General features: G+C 45.5%; 15 protein-coding genes and 4 pseudogenes. 6 read left to right on the top strand and 13 right to left on the bottom strand.

The window, feature by feature from the left end; genetic code table 11:
• Positions 1-34: 34 nt before the first annotated feature.
• Positions 35-355 carry a hypothetical protein gene (locus tag ACX5J7_RS18305; RefSeq protein WP_498707798.1) on the top strand — a complete coding sequence of 107 codons (321 nt, stop codon included), beginning with the start codon at positions 35-37 and terminating at the stop codon, positions 353-355.
• 15 nt (positions 356-370) lie between these two features.
• Here the strand turns inward: ACX5J7_RS18305 and purF are convergent.
• The 10 genes and pseudogenes from purF to ACX5J7_RS18255 form a co-directional block, all read right to left on the bottom strand.
• Positions 371-1,895: pseudogene (gene purF, locus ACX5J7_RS18300) on the bottom strand (amidophosphoribosyltransferase).
• A 14-nt stretch (positions 1,896-1,909) separates the two neighbouring features.
• Entirely contained in the window at positions 1,910-2,398 is a 489-nt protein-coding gene (locus ACX5J7_RS18295) for a CvpA family protein (RefSeq protein ID WP_498707796.1), read from the bottom strand.
• 130 nt (positions 2,399-2,528) lie between these two features.
• Positions 2,529-3,141, bottom strand: a pseudogene (locus tag ACX5J7_RS18290) (SPOR domain-containing protein).
• A 48-nt stretch (positions 3,142-3,189) separates the two neighbouring features.
• Positions 3,190-4,521, bottom strand: a complete 1,332-nt coding sequence (gene folC / locus ACX5J7_RS18285; protein WP_474371749.1) for a bifunctional tetrahydrofolate synthase/dihydrofolate synthase — start codon at positions 4,519-4,521, stop codon at positions 3,190-3,192.
• Positions 4,521-5,367: pseudogene (accD, locus tag ACX5J7_RS18280) on the bottom strand (acetyl-CoA carboxylase, carboxyltransferase subunit beta). Before accD ends, folC begins: the two are co-directional and overlap by 1 nt.
• 295 nt (positions 5,368-5,662) lie before the next feature.
• On the bottom strand, positions 5,663-6,454 hold the full coding sequence (truA, locus tag ACX5J7_RS18275; RefSeq protein WP_278385562.1) for a tRNA pseudouridine(38-40) synthase TruA: 792 nt from the start codon (positions 6,452-6,454) through the stop codon (positions 5,663-5,665).
• Positions 6,455-6,609: 155 nt separating this feature from the next.
• Positions 6,610-10,944: a FimV/HubP family polar landmark protein gene (locus ACX5J7_RS18270; protein ID WP_498707795.1), complete on the bottom strand. Its 4,335-nt coding sequence runs from the start codon at positions 10,942-10,944 to the stop codon at positions 6,610-6,612.
• Between the two features lie 443 nt (positions 10,945-11,387).
• Entirely contained in the window at positions 11,388-12,404 is a 1,017-nt protein-coding gene (locus ACX5J7_RS18265; protein ID WP_498707793.1) for an aspartate-semialdehyde dehydrogenase, read from the bottom strand.
• A gap of 29 nt (positions 12,405-12,433) precedes the next feature.
• On the bottom strand, positions 12,434-13,642 hold the full coding sequence (locus ACX5J7_RS18260; protein ID WP_498707791.1) for a 4-phosphoerythronate dehydrogenase: 1,209 nt from the start codon (positions 13,640-13,642) through the stop codon (positions 12,434-12,436).
• Positions 13,643-13,882: 240 nt separating this feature from the next.
• Complete coding sequence (locus ACX5J7_RS18255; RefSeq protein WP_039222671.1) at positions 13,883-14,638, bottom strand: class II aldolase/adducin family protein; 756 nt, start codon at positions 14,636-14,638, stop codon at positions 13,883-13,885.
• A 175-nt stretch (positions 14,639-14,813) separates the two neighbouring features.
• Between ACX5J7_RS18255 and ACX5J7_RS18250 the strand changes: the two genes are divergently transcribed.
• On the top strand, positions 14,814-15,503 hold the full coding sequence (locus ACX5J7_RS18250; protein ID WP_287148555.1) for a Crp/Fnr family transcriptional regulator: 690 nt from the start codon (positions 14,814-14,816) through the stop codon (positions 15,501-15,503).
• 135 nt (positions 15,504-15,638) lie between these two features.
• Here the strand turns inward: ACX5J7_RS18250 and ACX5J7_RS18245 are convergent, their stop codons facing one another.
• Together ACX5J7_RS18245 and ACX5J7_RS18240 are read right to left on the bottom strand one after the other, a co-directional pair.
• Positions 15,639-15,935: a type II toxin-antitoxin system RelE/ParE family toxin gene (locus tag ACX5J7_RS18245; protein ID WP_287148556.1), complete on the bottom strand. Its 297-nt coding sequence runs from the start codon at positions 15,933-15,935 to the stop codon at positions 15,639-15,641.
• Complete coding sequence (locus tag ACX5J7_RS18240) at positions 15,932-16,162, bottom strand: type II toxin-antitoxin system ParD family antitoxin (RefSeq protein ID WP_071959480.1); 231 nt, start codon at positions 16,160-16,162, stop codon at positions 15,932-15,934. Before ACX5J7_RS18240 ends, ACX5J7_RS18245 begins: the two co-directional genes overlap by 4 nt.
• Before the next feature lie 448 nt (positions 16,163-16,610).
• Between ACX5J7_RS18240 and ACX5J7_RS18235 the strand changes: the two genes are divergently transcribed.
• Both ACX5J7_RS18235 and ACX5J7_RS18230 read left to right on the top strand, forming a co-directional pair.
• Positions 16,611-17,747 (top strand): serine hydrolase domain-containing protein, encoded by a 1,137-nt coding sequence (locus ACX5J7_RS18235; RefSeq protein ID WP_498707788.1) that lies wholly within the window; start codon positions 16,611-16,613, stop codon positions 17,745-17,747.
• A 142-nt stretch (positions 17,748-17,889) separates the two neighbouring features.
• Positions 17,890-18,333, top strand: coding sequence for a hypothetical protein (locus ACX5J7_RS18230; RefSeq protein ID WP_498707787.1), 444 nt, complete (start codon positions 17,890-17,892; stop codon positions 18,331-18,333).
• 116 nt (positions 18,334-18,449) lie between these two features.
• Here ACX5J7_RS18230 and fabB read toward each other — a convergent pair whose 3' ends face one another.
• A complete protein-coding gene (gene fabB, locus ACX5J7_RS18225; RefSeq protein ID WP_118493712.1) occupies positions 18,450-19,664 on the bottom strand; it encodes a beta-ketoacyl-ACP synthase I in 1,215 nt (404 codons plus the stop codon).
• A 701-nt stretch (positions 19,665-20,365) separates the two neighbouring features.
• Between fabB and ACX5J7_RS18220 the strand changes: the two genes are divergently transcribed.
• A complete protein-coding gene (locus ACX5J7_RS18220; RefSeq protein WP_498707785.1) occupies positions 20,366-21,640 on the top strand; it encodes a Kelch repeat-containing protein in 1,275 nt (424 codons plus the stop codon).
• A gap of 3 nt (positions 21,641-21,643) precedes the next feature.
• Positions 21,644-23,870 (top strand): annotated as a pseudogene (mnmC2, locus tag ACX5J7_RS18215) (tRNA (5-methylaminomethyl-2-thiouridine)(34)-methyltransferase MnmC2).
• Positions 23,871-23,970: the final 100 nt, after the last annotated feature.

Genomic DNA, 23,970 nt, shown 5'->3' with positions numbered 1-23,970 from the left:
TTGAACGATACGTCCAACCATTTGATTGGATCCAATGCCAGGCTTCCCCAGTTACTGCACTGGCTCCCTGTTAGAAATTCCAACCCTCAAACACAAAACAGGTCTGACTGAGTATCGGGCTTCGCGCTATTTTGCACGCTTACCCACCTGCCTTGCCGAATCAGGTTCACTTTCGTTGTGTACCTCTAACTTCCTATGGCTTCCTTCAGACCCTATCGTTGGCCAACAGCGCCCTTGCCATTCGGATTATCTTCCCCTCAGTCAGGGTGATTCAGGTTTCTTTCAACCTGACGGGTTTGCCAGCTTCGCTGGGCAAACAAAAAAGCCGCTTCTTAAAGCGGCTTTTCTTTATTAGGCATATCAACTGTAATTAGTCTGCTGCGTCAATGTTGTGTACATCAAGATTACTTAGCTCAGCCTGAACAACAGGCGCATTTCGCGACTGCTCCCCGCGCGACATGTCGATGCGCTCAAGGTACTCTTGGTCAATGTCGGCAGTGATGTAGTTGCCATCAAAAACAGACGTTTCAAATCGTTGTATTGATTCGTTTTCTTCACGAACTGCTTCAACCAAGTCAGAAATGTCTTGGAAAATGAGCCCATCCGCCTGAATAAGCTCGGCAATTTGATCGATTTCACGGCCGTAGGCAATAAGTTCGTTAGCCGAAGGCATATCGATACCGTATACGTTCGGGAAGCGAATTTCTGGTGCAGCTGATGCGAAGTACACTTTCTTCGCGCCAGACTCTCGGGCCATTTCAATAATTTGCCCTGATGTTGTGCCACGAACGATAGAGTCATCGACAAGTAATACGCTTTTGCCTTTAAATTCAGATGAAATGGCGTTGAGCTTACGGCGTACTGATTTCTTACGCATGGTTTGGCCAGGCATAATAAATGTACGCCCTATATAGCGGTTTTTAACAAAGCCTTGGCGATACGGCAGCTCTAGTGTATTCGCAATTTGAAGCGCGACGTCCATGGATGTTTCAGGAATAGGAATAACCACGTCGATATCGAGGTCAGCCCACTCACGTTTTATTTTCTCACCAAGTTTACGACCCATGTTTACACGTGACGCATAAACTGAGATACCGTCAATAAAGCTATCTGGACGTGCAAAGTAAACAAACTCAAAGATACAAGGTGAAGTGACTGGGTTTTCAGCACACTGTCTGGTGTGTAGCTGACCTTCTTCGGTAATAAATACCGCTTCACCCGGCATAACGTCACGTACAAACTGAAAGCCTACCGCATCAAGTGCAACGCTTTCAGAGGCGACCATCCATTCTTCACCCAGTTCGCTCATACGCTTGCCCAGCGCTAATGGGCGAATACCGTGCGGGTCGCGAAACGCCACAATACCTTGACCAATAATGGCAGCCACTACGGCATAGGCACCACGTATTTTCTTGTGAACTTTAGTTACCACTTCAAATATGTGTTCAGCACTTACGCTTAAACCCGCTACCTGCTGAAGCTCATGAGCAAGAATGTTTAGTAGAAGCTCTGAATCTGAGGTGGTATTGATATGGCGACGAGCAATGCGGAAAACTTCTTCTTGAAGCTCATGGGCGTTAGTAAGGTTACCGTTATGCGCAAAGGCAATACCAAACGGCGAGTTCACATAAAACGGCTGGGCTTCAGCTGAACTTGATGTACCGGCAGTTGGGTAGCGTACATGACCAATTCCCATATTGCCCGATAGCCTTTTCATATGACGCGTATGAAAAACCATCCCGAACCAAGCCATTTGCCTTACGCAAATTAAACATATTTTGGTCGATAGTCATTATGCCTGCGGCATCCTGTCCACGGTGCTGAATAACCGTTAGACCGTCGTACAGTGACTGAGCTACGGGCGTTTTACCAACTATTCCGACTATACCACACATGTGCGTTACCTATTTCAAGCGGGATTTAAAAAACTGGAGGAGTCTTTCACATAACTGAAAAACCACTCAATAATGACACCAAACTCTGGGATGAGTACCGACGCTTGCCACCACGCTGCAGTGGCTGCACTAGTAAAGGTATCCATGAAAAAGAGCAATGCGCTAACAATAAGCACGCCACGCAATGCGCCAAAAACTATACCTAAGGCTCTGTCTGTACCAGACAGCCCGGTGGCCAGTACAAGCTGGCTAATTACATAATTGATCATACCGCCCAAAATGAGCGTTGCGACAAATAGCGCGGCAATGGCAGCGCCATTTTTTAGATAGGGATCGTCAATGGCCGTGAAGTACACCGCGAGGTCAGCGTAGAAATTGCTTGAAATAAAGAGTGCAGCAAACCATACCACTAATGAGATGGCTTCTTTAACAAACCCTCTAATAAGGCTTATTAAGGTAGATACCGCAATGATACCCAGTATGGAAGAGTCTACCCAGTTCATCGTCTCTTTATTGCGTTGATGTTGCTGTCAGTTGTGAAGCAACGAGCCTTTGGCGAGATGGCGCGCATTCTAACAGAAGATAGAAATATTACTAGTCTGTAATGCTAATCGTCACACTAAAGCTAAGGAGCTACTCCACTTTAAACGTGGTGACTTTACCTTTAAGACTCGTGAGTTCTTTTAAATGTGGCAACGCTGATTCAAGCTTCTTTTTATCTAGGTCAGGGCCAACAAAAACCTTATTAAGTGGCCCCGAGTTTGTTTGGATTTTACGGCTAAACGCGCGATAGCCTGCTTTTTCCAGCTTAGCTAGTAGCGCCTTAACATTTTTTTTCGTGGCGGAAACTTCCAAGTTGAATTACCCAACCCGCATCGTCGTCGGCCGTAGCACTTTTCGTATCGACAACGGTTTGACTAGCAAGCTTATCTTCTTCAATAACTTTCGTTTGTGGCGATTTCGCTACGTTTGCCTTCGAGCTTTCAGACAACTGAGCCTGTGCGGGCTCATCGTCAATCGCCATTTCGTCTTCTAGTTTTACAGCAGGAACCGCCGCTTTTGCCACCCGCTCAGAAGGAAAAGGTTCAGGATCTACAATTGGTTTCTTGGGAGGGTTAGCAGGGACAGAGGCGAAAGGTTCTCTGTTAGTTTGCTTTTTGCCATCAAGAAAGTCTGGTAAAAAAATGACCGCTAAAGCAACGACGATAATCGTTCCTACCAGTCTATTCTTTAATGCCGATGTCACTGTGCTCTCCTGCTTGAATACACGTATTTTTACTCTACTAAGACCGTGTTAGCTTTGCTCAGCAAGCACGTCTGCTACGGTAACAAAAGAACCAAAAACGAGAATAAGTTCACCGGTTTGATAATCTGCAAGCGCGCGTTGATATGCCGAGGCCACGGTTTGAAACGTCTCTATATTCTCTATGGTTGTGCCGGCATTAACAAGTGCATTTTCAAGTACTTCTGCCTCACACCCTCTCGGGCCACTTGTGGATGCTACATACCAATCAGCATTCAGCGCTGCTAAAGGGGCCAATGTTTCCGCTATAGACTTATCTTTAAGCATGCCTACCACAATACGCATCTTGCTTACATCGTATCGGTTTAGCCAGTTTTGCATCTCAGACGTTGCTTGTGGATTATGCGCCACATCTACAACCACTAATGGCGACTCGCTAATGGTTTCCTGTCGCCCTGGCATAGTGGTGTTTTTAATAATATCTCGAACCACTTGCTCTTCAGGCAATAACTCTAGGAATTCTAATGCGGCAAGCGCAGTACTTGCATTTTGAAGTGGGATCTTTGGATAAGGTAACGATGCATAGCTGCTGTTTTTTCCTTTCCAGCTCCACTCGCTATAATCACTTGCTACTACTGTAACGAAGTCTTGTGTTGCCCAGCGCACATTCGCCTGGAGCTCGTTTACCACATCGTAAAGCGAAGATGGCGGGAATAAATCGCCCACCACCGCATTACCGTTTTTACGCATAATGCCTGCTTTTTCTCGGGCAATCTTTTCACGGGTATTGCCTAGCCAATCTTGATGGTCAAGGTCGATAGTAGTGATGATGGCCAGATCTGGGTGGATAATGTTGGTCGCATCGAGTCGCCCGCCAAGTCCTACTTCTAGAATAACCACATCCACTTCCCACGACTGCATCATTTTCATTGCCGCTAAGGTGCCGAATTCAAAATAGGTTAAGGTGATGGGGTCGCCTTCCGTTTCCTTTCGCGACTTTTCAACAAACTCGAAAGCTTTAACGAACTCATTCGCTGGCGGTAACTCACCATTATAACGAACCCGTTCTCGATAATCGGTTAAATGAGGCGAACTGTATACCGCAACACTTTTTCCTTGCGACAGCATAGCTTGCTCGAGCAAACGACACGTGGTGCCTTTACCGTTAGTACCAGCTACCGTAATAACAAGCGATTGCGATAAAGAAAGCGCCATAGACCGCGCTACAGCTTTAACTCTGTCTAGCCCCATATCAATGGCACTAGGATGAATAGATTCGAGGTAGGATAGCCACTGGCCCAGGCTTTTTTGCGTATTTGAAGACAATGTGCCCTCTTTTGCGTTTGGCGCCGAGCCAGCTTTTAGATTGTTTTCGTTATTCACTAATTCTTATAATGCAACTTAACCAACAGGCTGTGTAATCTATCACGCATATCTCTGCGGTCAACAATCATATCAATTGCGCCCTTCTCAACAAGGAATTCACTGCGCTGGAAACCTTCAGGCAGTTTTTCTCTTACCGTTTGTTCAATTACGCGAGGGCCAGCAAAACCAATAAGCGCTTTTGGCTCTGCCACGTTGATATCACCAAGCATAGCTAAGCTTGCAGAAACACCACCCATTGTAGGGTCTGTTAAAACTGAGATGTAAGGCAGACCTTTTTTACTCATTTTGGCCAAGGCTGCTGAGGTTTTTGCCATTTGCATTAGTGACATGAGGGCTTCTTGCATACGCGCGCCACCACTTGCACTAAAACAAATAAGCGGCATGTCGTTTTCTAAACACGCATTCACTGCGGCAACAAAACGCGCACCGACAACCGAGGCCATTGAGCCACCCATAAAGGCGAACTCGAAGCAGGCAACTACAACTGGCATACCTTTAAGCTTACCCTGCATGACCACTAGTGCGTCTTTCTCGTTAGTGGATTTTTGCGCAGCTACTATACGGTCTTTGTAGCGCTTTGAGTCTTTAAATTTAAGTACGTCTTGAGGTTCGTGCTCGGCACCGAGTTCTACGCGATCGCCGTCGTCTAGGAACGCATCAATGCGGCGGCGTGCTGTAATTCGCATGTGATGATCACACTTAGGGCAAACTTCCTGAAGTTTCTCCAGTTCGCTTTTATACAACACAGCTTGGCACGAACCACACTTTGTCCAAATACCCTCAGGTACATTACCTTTGTGCGATGTTTGCGTGCGAGGAAGAAATTTTTTGAATCCAGCTCATGGAAATTGAATCCTTTGTTTTTGTTTGCCGACCGTGACGATTAATATTTGTTCATACTTGTGGTCAACAACACATTAAATTTTTAAGTTTCATACTGTATTACAAAGAAAAAATGCGTAACACAATAGAACAGCTACCTAATATAGCGCGCTATTAGACCACAATACAACGAAATGGAAAAAACAAAACTGGTCTAAGAAGTTGGTAAGAGGTGGTATGAGAGGGTTAGCTTTAGCGCTATCAAAGTTAGCTGCTACCTGTAAAGCAGCTAACTTAGCCGTGAAGAGCCTTACGTTTAGGTCTCTGGAAGAAACAGCGGCCCTAGTGGCGGCTTAGGTAAGCCGTGCTCTTCTGGGTAGGTTACATCGACTAAATACAAGCCGTTTGGCTTCGCCGTGGCTGCTGATTTGCTTCTATCTTTTAAACTTAACAGGTGAGCAATCCAGTTTACATTTTGCTCCCCTGCCCCAATTTCAACAAGCGCGCCAGTGATATTGCGAACCATGTGATGCAGGAAAGCATTGGCACGGATATCTATAATCACATAGCGACCTTGGCGGTACACGCTTACATTGGTAACGTTGCGAAACGGCGTTTTACTTTGGCATAGCGCGGCACGAAACGACGTAAAATCCTGCTCACCCAATAGTGCTTGAGCAGCAAGGTGCATTTTTTTTGCGTCTAATTCGCGATGAATGTGGGTAACGCCCGAACTGAGTATGGCGGGGCGCATTTTGGCGTTGTGGATAACATAGCGATAGCGGCGATGGGTAGCTGAAAAACGTGCATGGAAATCATCAGCCACATTTTTTGCCCATGTAACGGCAACAGAGTTTGGTAAATTAGCATTTACACCTAACGTCCATGCACGCTCTGACCGTGGTGCGTCACAGTTAAAGTGAACAACTTGGCCAGTGGCGTGAACACCTGCATCAGTGCGTCCAGCGCATTGCACCTCAATAGGCTCATTGGCCACCGTTGATAATGCTTTCTCAAGATGCTCTTGAACACTGGGTACCTCCCGCTGGCGTTGCCAACCGTAAACAGCAGCCCCATCGTATTCAATCCCTAAGGCAATTCGCCCCATGTCTGTGTTACCCCTTCGCTAAAAAGGCGCTAAGTGTAGTCATCTCATTAGCAACTTGCAACGACGTGACTACCTAAAAGCCCCATATAAAAAGACCTGTATACCGTAAAAGTAAACAGGCCGATATTCATTAATTTTTTAAAAACTATTGTCCGCTATACGATTTTAGCCAGTATGGACTCCGCTTCCTGCTTTTGCTCTTCGCTACCCTCTTTTATTACTTCGTCAAGTAACTCTTTTGCCGCTTCCACATCTTCCATTTCTATATAAGCTCGCGCCAAATCAAGGTTAGCGTTCTGACCTGCGTCTTTATCAATATCAATAACAGTATCCTCATCAGATACGCCTGTGAAATCAGATAAACTCACGTCAAGGTCTAGCATTTGGCTGTCTGGGTCTATTGTATTTCCATCATCACCGTCATCCATTAACGATTCTACGTCTAGAAAATCTTCAGGTGGCGTTTGCGAATCACCTTCACTTTCTCCGTCACTTAATAATGCCGCTAGGTCTAAGTCCGGGTTATCAAGCTTCAGGTCGTTCTCTTGCGTTTCAGAGCTTTGTGCTTCTTCTGACAGCGGCCCATCGGGCTCGACCTCAGATGGCGTGGCGATATCTAAATCAACGTCATCTGGAATGGCAAGATCATCTAACTCGTCTGTGTCGTTCTCAAGCTCGAAGGTGCTTTCTTCTTCGTCGTTTTGCTCTAGCTCGAAGGTATCTTCAGCCTCGTCATCATGCTCTAGCGCGAAGGTATCTTCGGCCTCATCATCTTGCTCAAGCTCAAAGGTGTCTTCGGCTTCGTCATCTTGCTCTAGCGCGAAGGTATCTTCGGCCTCATCATCTTGCTCAAGCTCGAAGGTATCTTCAGCCTCGTTATCTTGCTTTGGCTCAGAATCCGTGGATTCATCTTCATCATCAATATCAGCAGGTTCAGCTAAACCGTCCGACTCAAGACTTTGAAGTAGTTCATCAAACTCTGCACTATCTAAATCGTCCAGTATTTCATTGTCGTCCACCGAATCTTCATCGTCTGAACCAGTTAACCAATCATCAAGGCCTGGTACATCGTCAAGCTCGTTAAACTCGCTTTGTTTACTATCCTGAACGCTATTTTCATCAATTGGGTTTTCTTCGTCTGAACTTGCAGCAGCAGGAGTTTCTTCATCTATTGAAAGCGCATCATCTTCGACACTTTCTTCTGCTTGTGGCGCTTCATCGTCAACAACACCATCAACCTCCTGTTCAAGTTCAAAACTGTCTATGTCATCAAACGCCGCATCTAACAAACTATCGTCATATTCATCCTTATCGGAAGACGGCTCATCTTCGATAGGCGTATCTTGTTGTGAGGTACTCTCTTGCGCTGAGCTAGTATCTTCTTCGTCAACAGCATCAGTATCCATCTGACTAAACGATGGAATATCATCCATCATTTCTCTTTCAAACGCTTCAATAGCATCATCTAGTGGATCGCCAGATGTTTCACCTTGTTCCTGCGCTGGCTCTAACTCTGCTTCTTCATCTGCGGCCTCGCCTGCTGATTCGTCTTCCTCGGGCGCTGGCTCTAGCTCTACTTCATCACCTGCGACTTCGCCTGCTGATTCGTCTTCCTCGGGCGCTGGCTCTAACTCTGCTGCTTCATCTGCGGCCTCGCCTGCTGATTCGTCTTCTTCCGGCGCTGGCTCTAGCTCTACTTCATCACCTGCGACTCCGCCTACTGATTCGTCTTCTTCGAGCGCTGGCTCTAACTCTGCTTCTTCATCTGCGGCCTCGCCTGCTGATTCGTCTTCTTCGAGCGCAGGCTCTAACTCTGCTGCTTCATCTGCGGCCTCGCCTGCTGATTCGTCTTCTTCGAGCGCTGGCTCTAACTCTGCTTCTTCATCTGCGGCCTCGCCTGCTGATTCGTCTTCTTCGAGCGCAGGCTCTAACTCTGCTGCTTCATCTGCGGCCTCGCCTGCTGATTCGTCTTCTTCGAGCGCAGGCTCTAACTCTGCTTCATCCTCGGCGGCTTCGTCGCTGTCCTGTACTGCGTCTGATTCGAGTTCCGCCAATAATTCGTCGGTTAGTAGGTCTACATCTTCGCTACTTTTCGACTCTTCCGCTTCCAGTTCCGCGAGTAGTTCGTCAGTTAATGGGTCGCTAAAGTCTGCTTCATTATCTTCGCTGCCTTCATTGTCTTCACTTTCGGTACTTTCGGTACTTTCGGCATTGTCCGTATCTACACCGTCTGAAATGTCTATACTTTCGTCATCAGACTCAGGACTAACCTCAGGCTCTTCTTCTAATTCAGCTTCAAGTTCAGCAAGTAATTCATCGGTAAATGGGTCTTCGAATTCACCATCATCGCTTTCAGACATTGGTTCCGACACATCCGAAGGGGCGCTTTCTTCTGACGGGGCGTCAGAAGAAAGAGGCTGTTTTTCCGCTGAAGGCTCTTCACCATCCGGTTCAGCAGCTTCATCCTCGGCCTGTAGCTCTGCAATAAGATCGTCGGATAGTGGGTCGCTAAAATCAGCATCCAACTCTATCTCGTCACTATCAATTATCTCATCGCTATCAAATTCATCTAAATCATCAGTGATAGCGTCAAGGCTTTGAATAGACTGCGGCGAAGGAGACGTTGTCGTTATTTCTTCATCAAAATCGTCATCTTCATCATCGTCACCGAGACCGCCCATCATCTCTATCTGCTCAATTTCATTAAGCAAATCGTCGGTTATTTTGTCTATTTCTTTGTTCTGCTGATTAATCTCGTCATCAAGCTTACTCAGCATATCCTCGTTAATGAGGTCATCATTGCTATCTAATTCATCGGTAAGCCCCGCGTCAACGCCATGCTCTTCTAGCAAGTCGTCAATACTTATCTCGGGCTTATCATCCTCATCTTCCACACTCGGAAGCGAGGTTAGGCTTTCGCTTTCTTCTTTATCATCAACGTCGTTTTCAACCTCTTCCACAGAGCTTGCTAGTAACGCGTCAATATCATCTTCATCGACGTTACCTGATTCAGATGCTTCATTGACCTCATTTAAAATCTCATCAGGGTCTATATCATCGACATCCGCCAGTTCGTCGGTATCTGGCTCATTCGCTTCTTGGCTCTGCACATCGTCGAGTAAGTCATCGATATCGAAGTCTTCAACGTCATCGCTTGCTAATTCATCGTCAGATTCGCTTGATTCCTGCTCGCTACTGTCGTCGCCGCTCTCTTCGAAAACATCGTCATCGCCTGATAAGTCGAAACCTTCTAGGTCATCATCATCGTTATCATTTAAGACTTTATCTGATAAGTCATCGTCATCGAACAGGCTGTCTAACTCACTTTGGTCCAACTCGTCGTCACCGGCCTCAAATAGATCGTCGCCGCCATCATCTGGCACCAACATGTCGTCTTCAAGGTCTGCAAACGTTTCAAGTTCGTCATCCAAGCTTTCCTCTAAATCAGATGTCAGTACGTCATCAAGTAAATCATCGTCGTTAAATAAATCATCGTCTGACAACTCTGCGTTATCGTCTAAATCTGGCGCAAGAGCACTTGAAAGATCGCCGATATCCGCGTCAGGCACAGGTACATCATCACTTTCGGAAGTAATCGTAGGGCCGGGCGAAGGTTCTTCTTCCGGTTTGCTATTGCGTTTCAATAGCCACATGATTAAGCCACCCACGAGCAATAGCGAGAGCAGCGCCGAACCGGTTATTAAACTAATTGGGCTAGTTAGTGCTGAAAGAAAAGATGACTGCTTCTCTGCTTCGCGCTGTGCTTGCTCGGCCTTAATCATATCCAGCAACTCTTGCTGCAGCGCTACCTGCATATCAAGCTGTGATTTTACGTCGCCTTCAACTTGCCCTCGTAGTGATTCTAGCTCCCCATTCACTGCTTCAACGCGCTCGTACAGCCGTCTGTTTTCGTTAAGAATGGCTTCTACGTTTTCCAATGAAGCAGCAAATTGCATACGCAACTCATCGAATTGACGTGTTTGCTCTGCATCTAAACGGGTTATCTTCTGCTCAATGTCAGTTTGTGTTTGGGTAAGGTCTTGCTGATTAACTAAAGGAGACGCCGGTTTAATGTTTTTGACACTGCTGCCAGGCTGGTTAAGCATTTCTGCAAATGCCCTATCGTCCTGTTCAGCGCGCATTTGGGCTTTTTGCTTATCAATACGAGCTATGTAGCGTTCTGATGGCAGCTTCAAAACAGCACCATCAACCAATAGGTTTAAATTGCCGTTTTCAAAAGCGTTGGGGTTAAGTTCATAAATGGCAGCCATCACCTGATAAACACTCAGGTTATTATTCTGGCGGTAACGCTCGGCAATTCGCCACAGAGTGTCGTTGGCATCTATAGGGCCATATTCCAACCCTGAAAATTGGTCGGTAGCGTCCTTAGGACCTTTTAGAAAGGTAACACGTTCCTGTGCATCTACAGTAATAATAGGGCCAGACAAACATAGTGTGAGTAAAAGTAAGCCCGTCAAATGCAATTTCATAGCAGTCCTATATGCCCTCAAGCGTCTTTACCACCCGTGACCTGTGGGCGGATTTTTTAGCCAATCAGTACTGAAGAAAATATTGGCTTTTATTTTTATTCTGAAGCCACCTTGTCGTGTTTCTCATCAAGTTGGCGTTTAACAGTTGTTATGACCTTGGCAGTAAGATTTTTTTGCGCTTTTAAGTGTTCTTACACTTTGCCTAAGTGTCTGACTGTCTATTGTTTTTTAACGTTGTTTTGTTCCTAACTTTACAAACTATAAACCAGTTATCAAGGGTGATCTAGTTTGACGACAGTATTGCCTTACTATGCCCCTTAAGTTAACCGTCTATGTTACTTCAATAACAGCCCTTTCATTGCGTATCGGCAAGCACAGAAAAATATTTACCTTTTCCTGTGCTTAGCCGAACAAGCGGCTAAAAAATTAACCGCTTTTACTAACTATAGATAGTCGCGAATCAAGGTCTCTGCGATTTGAATGCTGTTTGTCGCTGCGCCTTTACGGATGTTGTCAGAAACAACCCATAGGTTTAAACCACATGGATGGCTAATATCGTTGCGAATTCTTCCAACGTGCACGATATCATTGCCGCTCGCGCTGCTTACCTGAGTAGGAAACTGCTCGTTTCCGTCATAAACAGTAACGCCGGGAGCATCAGCTAATAGCTCTTTGACATGCTGCGCATCAATGGGTGAGCTAGTTTCTAAATGGATTGCCTCAGCGTGCCCATAAAACACGGGTACACGTACCGCTGTCGCGTTCACCAAAATACTTTGATCGCCCATTATCTTCTGCGTTTCCCACACCATTTTCATTTCTTCTTTGGTGTAGTCGTTGTCTTGGAAGACATCGATTTGAGGGATAACGTTAAACGCAATCTGACGGCTGAACGCTTCATTTTTAACTTCTCGAGCGTTTAGCAAGCCAGCGGTTTGTTTAGCCAGTTCTTCCATTGCTTCTTTGCCAGCACCCGATACTGATTGATAGGTACAGACGTTAATGCGGTCGATACCTACAGCATCTTGAATAGGCTTTAACGCAACCATCATTTGAATGGTCGAGCAGTTAGGGTTGGCAATAATGTTTCTATTGCGAAATTCTGCCAGTGCATGTGCGTTAACTTCTGGCACTACAAGAGGGATATCTGGCTCGTAACGAAACTCTGAAGTATTGTCGATAACAATACAGCCTTCCTCTGCGGCTAGCGGGGCAAATTTTGCAGAAATGCTGCCACCCGCTGAGAAAAAGCCGAACTGCACTAATGACCAATCGAAGTCATCAGCATCTAACACTTCAATGTCTTCGCCTTTAAACGATACGGTACTACCAGCTGAACGTCTACTGGCAAGCGGATACAAACGGTTTACCGGAAAGTCTCGCTCTTCTAATAGTTCAATCATGGTTTGGCCCACTAAACCTGTGGCGCCAAGTACCGCGACGTCAAACGCTTGCGACATAATGCTTTATGCTCCTAATTTATATATAACTAAACCAAGCTTACCTGAAAGCCAAGCTCGGTGAATGTGTTTTGAATTTGCTTACTGGTGTTCTGTGGCAAGTGTAACGCATAGGCGCTGCACTCGCGACGCACTCTGTATTGCTTGCGCAGTGCCGAGAACGTATTCGCAATGTGTGCGTCTGGCGTTTCATCATGGCCTGACGTTAACGCAAATGCGTTTCGCGTTATCTCATCGTCTATGGCAATGTCATACACATTGTGGAATACGGCAATGAGATCATCAACCGACAACCGCGTTGCCTCGGGCGAATTTAACGCAGCTTTGATCGGGTTGGTCTTCTCTAAAAAGTCGCTAAGCGCTTTGTTTGGTGCTGTACCCACTACCTCACAAATTTGTTCGTAAATCATTTGCGTACCGCGAACTTTTCCTTCTACAGAATGACCCGCGATATGTGGCGTAACAAACCAAACGTGGTCAAATAGTGCTGTGTTTATGGCAGGCTCATTATCAAATACATCAAGCACTACTGTTGGCGTCTGTTCTTGTTGAAGCAGGTTAAGTAACGCTTCTTCATCTATAACCTCGCCCCGGCATGCATTGATAAGCAGCTGGTCAGGTGTTAATGCTTCAAGAAAAGTTTGGTCGATCATCTGATAAGTGGGATAGTCGCCGCCTTTAATAAAAGGCACATGAAGCGAGACAACGTCGCACTGTGCTATTTGTGCTAAATCTACAAACGACTGACCGTTGTGCTGTGTTTTACCAGTACCGGCTAACGCTTGCTGTAGCGGAGGGTCGTACAAGCAGTGTTCAATGCCAACTGCCGTTAAAATACGTGATAGTGCAGTCCCCACATTACCAGCGCCTACTATTCCCACTGTCGCATTATATAAATCAAGCTTTTGGGCTTTTTGCGCGTGCAGCAAAACACTTAACACATACTCGGCAACTGCAACGGCATTACAGCCTGCTGCGCTGCTATGTGCAATACCGACCTTGTCCAAATGTATTTTATCTAGATGATTGGTTCCCGCCGTTGCCGTAGTAACAAACTTGAGCTTGTTAGCCTTAGTCAGCAGTTCAGGGGTAACCTTAGTAGTAGAACGTAGCGCAAGAATATCTACATCGCGCAGCATTTCAGGCACAAGAGATTGCCAAGCATAGGTTTCAACCTCACCTACGCTGTTAAGGTAATCGGTGCCAAACGGAATGGTATCTTCAAGAAGTATTTTCATGGCGCTAAGTGTACCTCAAGTCAGGCTTTTAGTAACCCAGCGACCTTAATTTATCTTGTCAGTAATTGGCTCTTATTTACGTCATTTTGATACACGTTAGGCCGCTACATGTAAGTTACGGCCGAAATACACACAACCTTTTAAGACGGGAGCTTTCAAGACAAGCGCTCTTAAGCTCGTTCTTTTTATTCACCTCCTTTTTTGCGAGCACCGCGTTAGATAACGTTCAACTTCAAACCGTTACTTATCGTACCCAGGGAAGCGACGCTCAACGCGACGTTTGATACCCGGCCACGCCAATGAACCACCTGCCTGCCGGGTGACTTGATCGGCCTGTGTACGAATGCCATCAAGAATAGCCGAGTGAATTGGAATAAGCGGTTTACCTGTTGCCTGCGCTTTTAACTGAATTTCACAGGCACGCTGCATGATAAACATGAACAAAAACGCATCGGGAATATTGTCTGCACAGGTTAAAAGCCCGTGATTGCGCAAAATCATGAATTGCGTATCACCCAGGTCGCGCACCAACCGTGCCTTTTCGTCAGGATTTAACGCCACGCCTTCGTAAGCATGGTAAGAAAGTGATGCCAGCGGAAAAAGCGATTGCTGCGAGTATGGCTGTAACCCTTCTTCTAAGATAGATACCGCCACACCTTCTGCTGTGTGCAAATGCAACACGCATTTGGCGTCGTCTCGAGCCTCATGAACGGCGCTATGAATAGTAAAACCTGCTGGGTTTATGTCGTATTCACTTTCCATTACTTTATTACCGTGAAGATCTACTTTAACCAAACTAGACGCAGTAACTTCATCAAACATCAAACCGTAAGGGTTTATCAAAAAATGGTGGTCAGGCCCAGGAACGCGGGCAGAAATGTGAGTAAAAATGAGATCGTCCCAACCATACATGGCAACTGCGCGGTAACATGCGGCGAGATCAACACGTGTTTGCCATTCTTCACTGCTTACTTTCGACTTTACTGAATCTGTCATAGCTTTACTCTTTTTATGTCTAAAGTGATTTCATTGAGGTGTGTCAGCCGTCTGCTTTAGGCCCGACACCATATGCGCTTCAATGAAACTTCCATTTACTTTTTCTTACCGCCTACATTACGCGCAGTAATTGCTATACACTGTCGGATATACGACATTGTAAGATATTTGTTAAATGGAAAAATTTAAGCCGATTTTGGCGAGCTCTACGTGGTTTAGCGCGCTTCCTTCCTATTTACAGGACGCTATGTTCGACAAGATGCGCCTAAAACACCTAAAAGCAGGGCAGCAACTGCATGCCAAAGGTGAAGATGGCGTAGGTTTTTACGGTGTGTGCGAAGGGCGTTTAAGGGTTGTTACTGTGGGTGTAAATGGTCGCGAAATGCTATTTGCGTTATTGGGCCCCGGCACCTGGTTTGGTGAGATATCGATGTTTGACGACCTTCCTCGAACTCACGACAACTTCTGCGAGACAAACTGCACCGTGGCTATTATCCAAAAAAACGCGTTTAAAGCACTGCTCGAGCAGTACCCTGAACTCTACCCACATTTTACTCGCCTTTTATGCACACGGGTGCGCAGTGCTTTTCAGTTTATTGACTCGAGCGCAGGGCTTAGCCTTAAGCACCAACTGGTAAAGCGGCTTTTAATGCTTACCACCAGCTACGGTCAGCACTTACCAAGAAACAATGCGATTACCCTCACCCTTTCGCAAGAGTCTTTAGCGCAAATGATAAACAGCAGCAGGCAAACGGTTAATCAGCTTTTAGGTGAACTAGAAAATGAAGGTTTACTGAAACGGCATTACGGGAAAATCACCATTCCCGAGCCAGATACTTTGTTTGGTCGTTACCAGTTTATTTGACCGAAATAATTAGCGGAATCGCTCATTTACTGTAGTGATTGTTGCTCGAAATAAATGAGCAGACATTTAATGAGTAATTTGTTTCTCTATTTGACTTGGCACTTTCGCCGCATTACTAGGTCTTTCCTGAGAGTTTCAATCAGATAGATGCATAGAGTATTTCATTTGTTGATGAAGCACCCTAATGACGAAAATGCCGTCATCGACTTTTTTATAGAAGACTATGTGCCTATGAATTGGGAGTTGGAGGTAATTCTTTCTAATATCCTCCGCTGAAGTACCGATACTAGGGTTTTCCGCCAAAATAACGAGAGCTTCATGTAGGGCAACAAGATAGGCTTCAGCTTGAGTTACGCCATGAATATTGGCTGAATAATCGTAAATCCCGGAGATATCTTCCTCTGCTTTGTTAGAGAGGGTGTATTTATTCATTTTAAAGCTCGAGTTTTCTTAGCTTGAATAATATCCAAAACATTCTTATGACTTTTCCCGCTCAATTCACCTTCTATCAGAGCTAAGCTAATTGCCTCTCGCTCACTCTGATTGCGACGTACTAAATCGCGAATATAATCACTAGCATTAGCAAATTTGCCAGTTTTTACTTGTTCATCAATCCACGTACGCATTTCGTCAGGAAGTGATACATTTAAAGTTGCCATTGTCTATATCCGAATATTCACCATTGGTAAATTATGGCAGATATTGGCAAAGACTGCCAATGAAGTGATAAAAGTTTGGCTTAACAGGTGGCTCCAGAGCACTTCGTTAAACGACTAGTTTAGCGCCACTCGAAACACTGCACTTAATCAAAATCCGACCTTCTGCTTCACGTACACGTCGGCCCCTCAAAATCACTGGCTTCAAAAGACAAAAAGTGGCCTAACACTCAAATCAGCCATGACCGGTATCGAGCAATCTTATGTTGTTTGAGAAGTAGCAAGTAGCGCAAGGATTGCGTAAAAGCAGCTGTCGAACAAAAATCGTGTGTTATATTTGAGTCACTGCCTTATTATGCGGTTTAATAGCTTTTGCGTTTTTCTACAGCGTATTGACGTTTGCTCTTCGTCGGAAAAAATTGAAAATAAGTGATAACAAGGAATCGTTAAAATGCCTAATCTTGCAGCGCGTCTAGTCATTAGTTTACTACTATTGATTGGTTTAAGCGCCTGCCAACCATCTTCAAAACCTGAAAAGCCTCTTAATGGCCCTTCACAACAAACACTCGAGTTTGACCGGCTATTTACCCAATTCGATGATATTAATAAGCCAGGGGCCTCAGTTGCAGTAATGCAGGATGGAGAGATTATATTTTCAAAAGGTTATGGCAGCGCAAACCTAGAATACGATATACCTGTTACGCCAGAAACTATGTTTCACGTTGCATCTGTATCGAAGCAATTTACCGTATTCGCCATTCTTCTACTTGCTGAAGAAGGTAAGTTAAATTTCGATGATGACATACGACAATACATTCCAGAAGTACCGGATTTTGGTCACACTATAACCTTACGACACTTAGCATCACATACAAGCGGCATGCGTGATCAATGGAATTTGTTGCGTATGGCTGGTTGGCGATTAGATGACGTAATCACTACCGAACACGTACTAAAAATGGTAGCAAAACAGAAAGAGCTAAACTTCAAACCGGGAGAAGAGTTTCTGTACTCAAATACCGGGTTCACACTATTAGCAGAGGTTGTTGCACGTGTTAGTGGTAAATCTTTTGCTCAATTCACACAGGAAAGGCTGTTCACGCCATTGAATATGAGTAACAGCTTGTTTTACGACGACCATCAAAAGATCGTTAGCAATAGGGCCTACTCATACGAACGCAGCGGCAATGGTTACAAAAAAAGTGTGCTGAACTTTTCAAATGTAGGTGCAACAAGTTTGTTTACGACAGCAGAAGATCTGCTGAAATGGTCGGCTAATTTCACCGAACCGACTGTGGGTAGCCCTGCCGTAATCGAGCAAATGAATACCCTTGCGTCCTTAAACAACGGAGAAACATTTGGTGGTGCATATGGGCAATTTATTAGCTACTACAAAGGTACCAAATATATTCAGCATAGCGGCGGAGACGCAGGATTTCGTTCGTATTTGGCTCGATTTCCTAAACAAAATTTAGCAATAGCAATATTGAATAATGGCGCAGATGCAAGACCTTGGGAATTGGCTCTGCAAATTGCTGACAGGCTTATAAAGAAAAACAAACCCTCCCCCTCAGAACGCGATTGCTGACGCATTTCTGGAGTCAATCTCACCTAAACAAATATCTGATTCTCTTGAGTTAAGTGAAGACATACTAAATGCCTTTGTGGGTCACTATTGGTATGAACCAGAAACGTACTCACGAGAGATATATTTAGAAAACGGTAAATTAATGTATTCAAGGGGCCAAGACGACGTAAGCGCCCTCGCTCCTATCAGCAAAAACACATTCAAGATGCTGAATGTAGAGGGAGAGATTTATGTTAAATTTACTAAAAATGACGAGAAAAGCTTAATGACAGTGAAAGTAGACAATGTCGATACGTATGTGTCGGTTGCCTATACACCAGTCAAAATAACCAAAACCTGGTTATCGCAATTCGCCGGCAGTTACTTCAGCCCTGAACTTTCTTCCACTTATCACTTTTCACCAGAAAATAAACAGCTGAAAATTTCTCATCACCGTCTAAGCGACCATTATATTGCGCCAGTCAAAGATGACTTTTTTAGCTCTCACGTTGGCGATATCCTATTTGAGCGTGATGTTCACGGCAAGGTGAATGGCTTTAGGATATCTAACGGTCGTGTTCGCAATCTTTACTTTAGAAAGCTATAGATAACACCAATAAAAAAGGGCATAAACACAAACACTCGTGGTGTTCAGGTTTACGCCCTTTTTGTTTTCAAGCTTCTTAAATGAAGCTAAAAACTTATTGGTTCTAACGGTTTTGTTTAACCATTATAACGCTGCATAACCAGCGTTGCGTTAGTGCCGCCAAAGCCAAAGCTATTTGACATCACTGTGTTTAGCGTTGCTTCACGTGCTTCGGTAACAATATCTAAGCCTTGTGCCGCGTCGTCCAGCGTGTCGATGTTAATTGATGGCGCGATAAAGTTATTTTCCATCATCAACAAGCTATAGATAGCTTCGTTTACACCCGCTGCACCTAATGCGTGACCTGTCAGTGACTTTGTTGCACTAATAGGTACGCCCGCTTGGCCAAACACTTCTTGAATCGCCGCAAGTTCTTTCACATCGCCTACAGGCGTAGACGTGCCGTGGGTGTTCAAGTAATCGATTGGAGCATCGATATTTTGCATTGCCATTTTCATACAGCGAATTGCGCCTTCACCCGACGGTGCAACCATGTCGAAACCGTCTGATGTAGCGCCGTAACCTACTACTTCGCCGTAGATTTTTGCGCCGCGTGCAAGCGCGTGCTCAAGTTCTTCAACAACAACCATACCGCCGCCGCCAGAGCTTACAAAGCCATCGCGTGCTGCGTCATAAGTACGTGATGCAACCGCTGGGTTGTCATTATATTTCGAGCTTAGCGCGCCCATCGCGTCGAATTGGCTTGATAGTGACCAATGTAGCTCTTCACCGCCACCGGCGAATACTACGTCTTGCTTACCAAGTTGAATAAGCTCTAGTGCGTTACCTATACAGTGGGCACTGGTGGCACACGCAGAGGCAATTGAATAGTTCACGCCGCGAATTTTAAACGGTGTCGCTAAGCAAGCTGATACCGTCGACGCCATACAGCGAGGCACCATGTAGGGGCCCACACGCTTAACGCCTTTTTCGCGAAGAATATCCGCAGAAAGCACTTGGTTTTCAGAAGACGCGCCACCTGAGCCTGCGATTATACCTGTGCGCTCGTTTGAAATGTCACTTTCTTCTAACCCAGAGTCTGCAATAGCTTGCTGCATTGCCACGTATGCGTAGCCTGCTGCATCGCCCATAAAACGCATTGCTTTACGGTCGATGTGCTCTTTTAAATCGATATCGATGTCGCCCCAAACTTGGCTGCGAAGGCCCATTTCGGCGAACTGTTCTGAAAATGTAATTCCAGACTTACCCGCTTTTAGTGAAGCAAGTACGTCTTCTTTATTTACGCCGATGCTTGATACGATACCAAGACCGGTGATAACTGCTCTTCTCATAGTTTACCCTTTGCGTTGTTGCGGCTTATGGTAACGATTTTGAATGGTAAAGTGGTCTGCTCTGCCATCTGCCATACTCAAATTAGCCAAACGTCAGCGTTGAAGTATCTGTTTCAATTCTGGGCATATGTGTATAAACAGGTAGGTTCCACTTCCCTTCTTTTTCGTTTTTTGCCGTCTTAGTCTAAGTTTTCTTGTTCTTAATATTTCCAATGTAGCACGAATGCACAGGGTCATGACTAGCGTTAATTTATACCTTCACAAAACCTTCAAAATAGCTTTAGTGGTTTCTTTTATTGACTAAATTGAGCTCTAAGTTTGTTCTTAAATATTTTGCCCGTATCTTCTCTTGGCAGAGTATCGTGTATTTGCAACATTGCTCAGCAAGTGCATGTGCAATGATACGTGCACGAGCATCCATTTCGTCTCTAGTGCGTTTGCAAATGCTTTGACCACATTGGTGAAACACGCCCGCCATACCTTCTCCCTGAACTGCCTTCAATAGACTCACAGTTAAATTTAATAAATTACTTACAACAGCAATTCAATAAACGTATTGTTTTTACTGATAGATTGTTATTTACAGAAGCAATAAGAAAAGAAGAGTTTTAAGCAGGTACAAACTTTTGCGGAAAAACAAAAAGGTGACAGGTAGAATACGCGGCTAAACGTTCGAAATTTAAATAAAACTGAAGATTGCTGTGTTATTAAAAAAGCCAAGAAACATTGCTCTACGCATTTTCCTAAGTGCGGTGCCCCGACTTTCTTTCGTGGTGGCTGCCTTTATCATTGCTTCTGCAGCGACTGTCTCAGCAACAGCTGCGCCTATCGCCCTCCCCGCGCTACCAGAGCCAGTTTCAAACAATGCCGTAGCTTCTGTCACTATAAACGACACACAATATGTATTTAGTTTTATGGGACTGGGCAAAGGTAAAACCCATAACGATGTTCACAACCGTGCTTGGCAGCTTGTTATCAACAACAAAGATAAACCTTTGCAGTGGCAAGCCCTTCCCCCAGTTCCATCCAGCCTTGCGCTAAAAGGCCGCTTGGCATCCGTAGCCGTGGGTGTTAAAGACAGCGTTTATATTTTTGGCGGCTACACGGTGGATGAACATCACAATGAAATTAGTACGCCAGATGTTTATAAATATTCGCCCACAACTGGGGAATATACGCTATTGGCGCCTATGCCCGTCCCTGTTGATGATGCAACTGCACTGGTTTACCAAGACCGTTACGTGTACTTAGTTTCTGGCTGGCACAACGATGGCAACGTAAATCTTGTGCAGGCCTACGATACGCAAACCGGCCAATGGCAACAGGCGAGCCCATTCTTAGGTAATCCGGTATTCGGACAAGCTGGCGGCATCGTTAATAACACTATGGTAATTTGTGACGGCGTATCGGTAACACCGCACAGCGATAAACGCCGCAGCTTTGCTGCTGAAACCGCCTGCTTTAAAGGTGTAATTGATAATAAAAACCCTTTGAAAATTGATTGGCGTACACTTAAGCATCCAACGGGTACTGCGCGCTATCGAATGGCGGCAGCTGGCGACAAGGCAACGAACAAAATCTATTTTGTGGGTGGCTCGACTAACCCCTACAACTACAATGGCATTGGCTATAACGGCGAGCCTTCAAATGCGGATAGCGCAATTTGGACCTTTGATATTGCAGAAGAAACCTGGGTTATTTCAAAAACAGAAGCTGAAGCGCCTACGATGGATCATCGCGGGTTGATTAACGTTAACGGTTCTTGGTACACCGTTGGCGGTATGCTTGACGCGCAGCTCGTGACCAGTAAAGTAACATCGCACTTTTCAACACCTGTAGAAGTGTCCTGTCCATCTAAAAGCCAGGCTAGCTCTGGCGTTTCAAAACAAGCATCGGATGGGCAAGCTGTTGAAGTAGTGAAAACTGCCTCCAATTCAAAGTGCCAACACAACAACGACATAAACGGAGAAAAATAAACCGTGAAATCAAAGCATGCACAGGTTCATTTTAATGAGAGCGGTACGCCTGTCGCCGACCATTTTGACGACGTTTATTTTTCTAACGACAGCGGTATAGATGAAACCCAACACGTTTTTGTAGCAGGCAACGACCTTATTGAACGCTGGCAACAGTGGCGCGCCCCTACTTTTGTCATCGCTGAAACAGGCTTCGGGACTGGGCTTAATTTCTTAGTTGCCATGCGTGCTTTTAATGAATTTAAAGCAACGAACCCGAATCATCCGCTTAAGCACCTTTACTTTATTACTACGGAAAAGTTTCCTTTGCCTCAACAGGATATGCAGCGTGCGCTAGAAGCTTTTCCTACCCTTAAAGACGAAGCGCAAGCACTCGCTTCGCTTTACCCTATGGGACTTGAAGGTTGTCATCGCTTACATTTCGATAGCCACTCTACAACGCTCGACCTGTGGATTGGTGATGTTCACGAACTTCTACCTCAATGGCATTCTCCTGTAAATGGCCTCATCGATGCTTGGTTTTTAGATGGTTTTGCTCCAAGCAAAAACCCTGATATGTGGACCGATGCTCTGTTTAGCCAAATGGCTCGCTTGTCAAAAACCGGCACAACCTTTGGCACATTTACCGCTGCGGGCATCGTAAAGCGTGGGCTTGCTGGCGTAGGATTTGACATCAAAAAGCGTAAGGGGTTTGGCCGTAAGCGCGACATGCTGACCGGCGTTTTTAACACCGCTAACGACAGTGTACAACATAAGCTTCGCCTGCCAAATGGTCCATACTACCGCTACGTTAATAGTGCAGTTACCGAGGCGAGCAAAGTTGCAGTGGTTGGTTCAGGCCTTGCGGCAGCCACGGCGTGCCTTGCGTTAGTGAAGCGCGGCATTAACACCACGCTATATTTTGATGGTGACACCCTTGCAAGTGGTGCGTCTGGCAACCCGCAAGGTGGGTTTTACCCCCAGCTTCACAGTGAAGCAAGCATTGCTAGCCGCATTCAGGCACACAGGTTTTTTATATGCGCGCCAAGCCTACGACCATATTATTAAACATGTAAAAGACAATGGTCTAGCCGACGTTGCCCATGATTTCTGTGGCGTAATTCAACTAAGCTTTAACGACAAAGTAGCAGAGCGCCAAAATAAACTTGCGACAGCCGATGTATGGCCTGAAGCTTTGATTAAGCCCGTGGACAGTAAAGAAGTGAGCGATATCGCTAACCTAGCCTTTCCTTACTCTGGCTTGTACATTGGCTTGGGCGGATGGCTTTCTCCTCCACAGCTAGTTAATGCCATGATTGAAGAAGCACTTCAAAGCGGCAAACTCACGCTGAAACCCAATCACACCTATGTATCGCATAAAGTGATTGAGGGAACGCCACACAATCAAGAAGGTGGCGCTTCACCCGGCGTTCTTGATGCGGATGATGTGGAAATAGCTTCAGGCGAGGCCGTTAACGGGGCAGTAAGACAGCAAGTACAAATTCGTTTTAATGTTAGTGAGCCTGAAAAATATGGTGGAAATGAAACGGCGTGCGCTACTGCCAATGCCGGTTTACCCCAAGAGAAGCCGGCACTCAGCGGTAATGAAAAAAACGTTATTGCCGATCACCTTATCCTTGCGTTGGGCGCAGGGGCAATAAATTCAGAAGATTTTAACAGTCTCTCTCTTCGCCCTGTTCGCGGCCAAGTAGAAGCCATTCCTACGCAACCTCCTATCGACGGTCTTAATACGGTTTTATGTCACAAGGGCTATATGACTCCGGCATTAGAGGGTAGGCATGCGCTAGGTTCAACCTACGTGAAAAACGACTTAACTACGGAGGTTCGAAACGAAGAAACTGAAACGAACCTTGCCACACATGAACAGGCACTGGCAAACACCAGCATAGTTCAGGCATTACAACACGACGGCAAAGCAAGGGCGGCTACGCGTTTGGGCTCGCCTGACCATCAGCCTGTGGTTGGTGCTCTGCATAACTTTGACGTGATCAAAAGCCAGTTCGCCATGTTAAGCGTAGGTAAACCACTGACAAGCGCGCCGTTGCTGCCTAACAGCGTGGTCAGTACCCTAACCTGTTTAGGCTCACGTGGTTTAACTACGGCGCCATTGATGGCTGAGGTACTAGTAAGCAGTTTATGCAAGGAGCCATTGCCACTAAGCAATGACCTTCTCAATGCGGTGAACACAAGCCGCTTTATGACAAGAGAGATGATAAGAAGCCAGAGCTAGGCTAGAGAATATGTTACGCACTGTATAGCGTACTTAGTTGAACGTAGATAGATAGCGGTTATGCTAAAGAAATGAGTAACGCTATTAGGTGGGCGTTACT

The sequence above is a fragment of the Alteromonas infernus genome (assembly GCF_902705815.1).
The sequence above is the reverse complement of the archived record's forward strand: the minus strand, read 5'-3'. Positions and strand labels throughout refer to the sequence as shown.

Bases quoted from the DNA above. Each gene is read 5' to 3' on its own strand.
- ACX5J7_RS18305 (WP_498707798.1), top strand. From the start codon at position 35: ATGCCAGGCTTCCCCAGTTACTGCACTGGCTCCCTGTTAGAAATTCCA.
- ACX5J7_RS18295 (WP_498707796.1), bottom strand. From the start codon at position 2,398: ATGAACTGGGTAGACTCTTCCATACTGGGTATCATTGCGGTATCTACC.
- truA (WP_278385562.1), bottom strand. From the start codon at position 6,454: ATGGGGCGAATTGCCTTAGGGATTGAATACGATGGGGCTGCTGTTTAC.
- ACX5J7_RS18270 (WP_498707795.1), bottom strand. From the start codon at position 10,944: ATGAAATTGCATTTGACGGGCTTACTTTTACTCACACTATGTTTGTCT.
- ACX5J7_RS18265 (WP_498707793.1), bottom strand. From the start codon at position 12,404: ATGTCGCAAGCGTTTGACGTCGCGGTACTTGGCGCCACAGGTTTAGTG.
- ACX5J7_RS18260 (WP_498707791.1), bottom strand. From the start codon at position 13,642: ATGAAAATACTTCTTGAAGATACCATTCCGTTTGGCACCGATTACCTT.
- ACX5J7_RS18255 (WP_039222671.1), bottom strand. From the start codon at position 14,638: ATGACAGATTCAGTAAAGTCGAAAGTAAGCAGTGAAGAATGGCAAACA.
- ACX5J7_RS18250 (WP_287148555.1), top strand. From the start codon at position 14,814: ATGGAAAAATTTAAGCCGATTTTGGCGAGCTCTACGTGGTTTAGCGCG.
- ACX5J7_RS18245 (WP_287148556.1), bottom strand. From the start codon at position 15,935: ATGAATAAATACACCCTCTCTAACAAAGCAGAGGAAGATATCTCCGGG.
- ACX5J7_RS18240 (WP_071959480.1), bottom strand. From the start codon at position 16,162: ATGGCAACTTTAAATGTATCACTTCCTGACGAAATGCGTACGTGGATT.
- ACX5J7_RS18235 (WP_498707788.1), top strand. From the start codon at position 16,611: ATGCCTAATCTTGCAGCGCGTCTAGTCATTAGTTTACTACTATTGATT.
- ACX5J7_RS18230 (WP_498707787.1), top strand. From the start codon at position 17,890: ATGTATTCAAGGGGCCAAGACGACGTAAGCGCCCTCGCTCCTATCAGC.
- fabB (WP_118493712.1), bottom strand. From the start codon at position 19,664: ATGAGAAGAGCAGTTATCACCGGTCTTGGTATCGTATCAAGCATCGGC.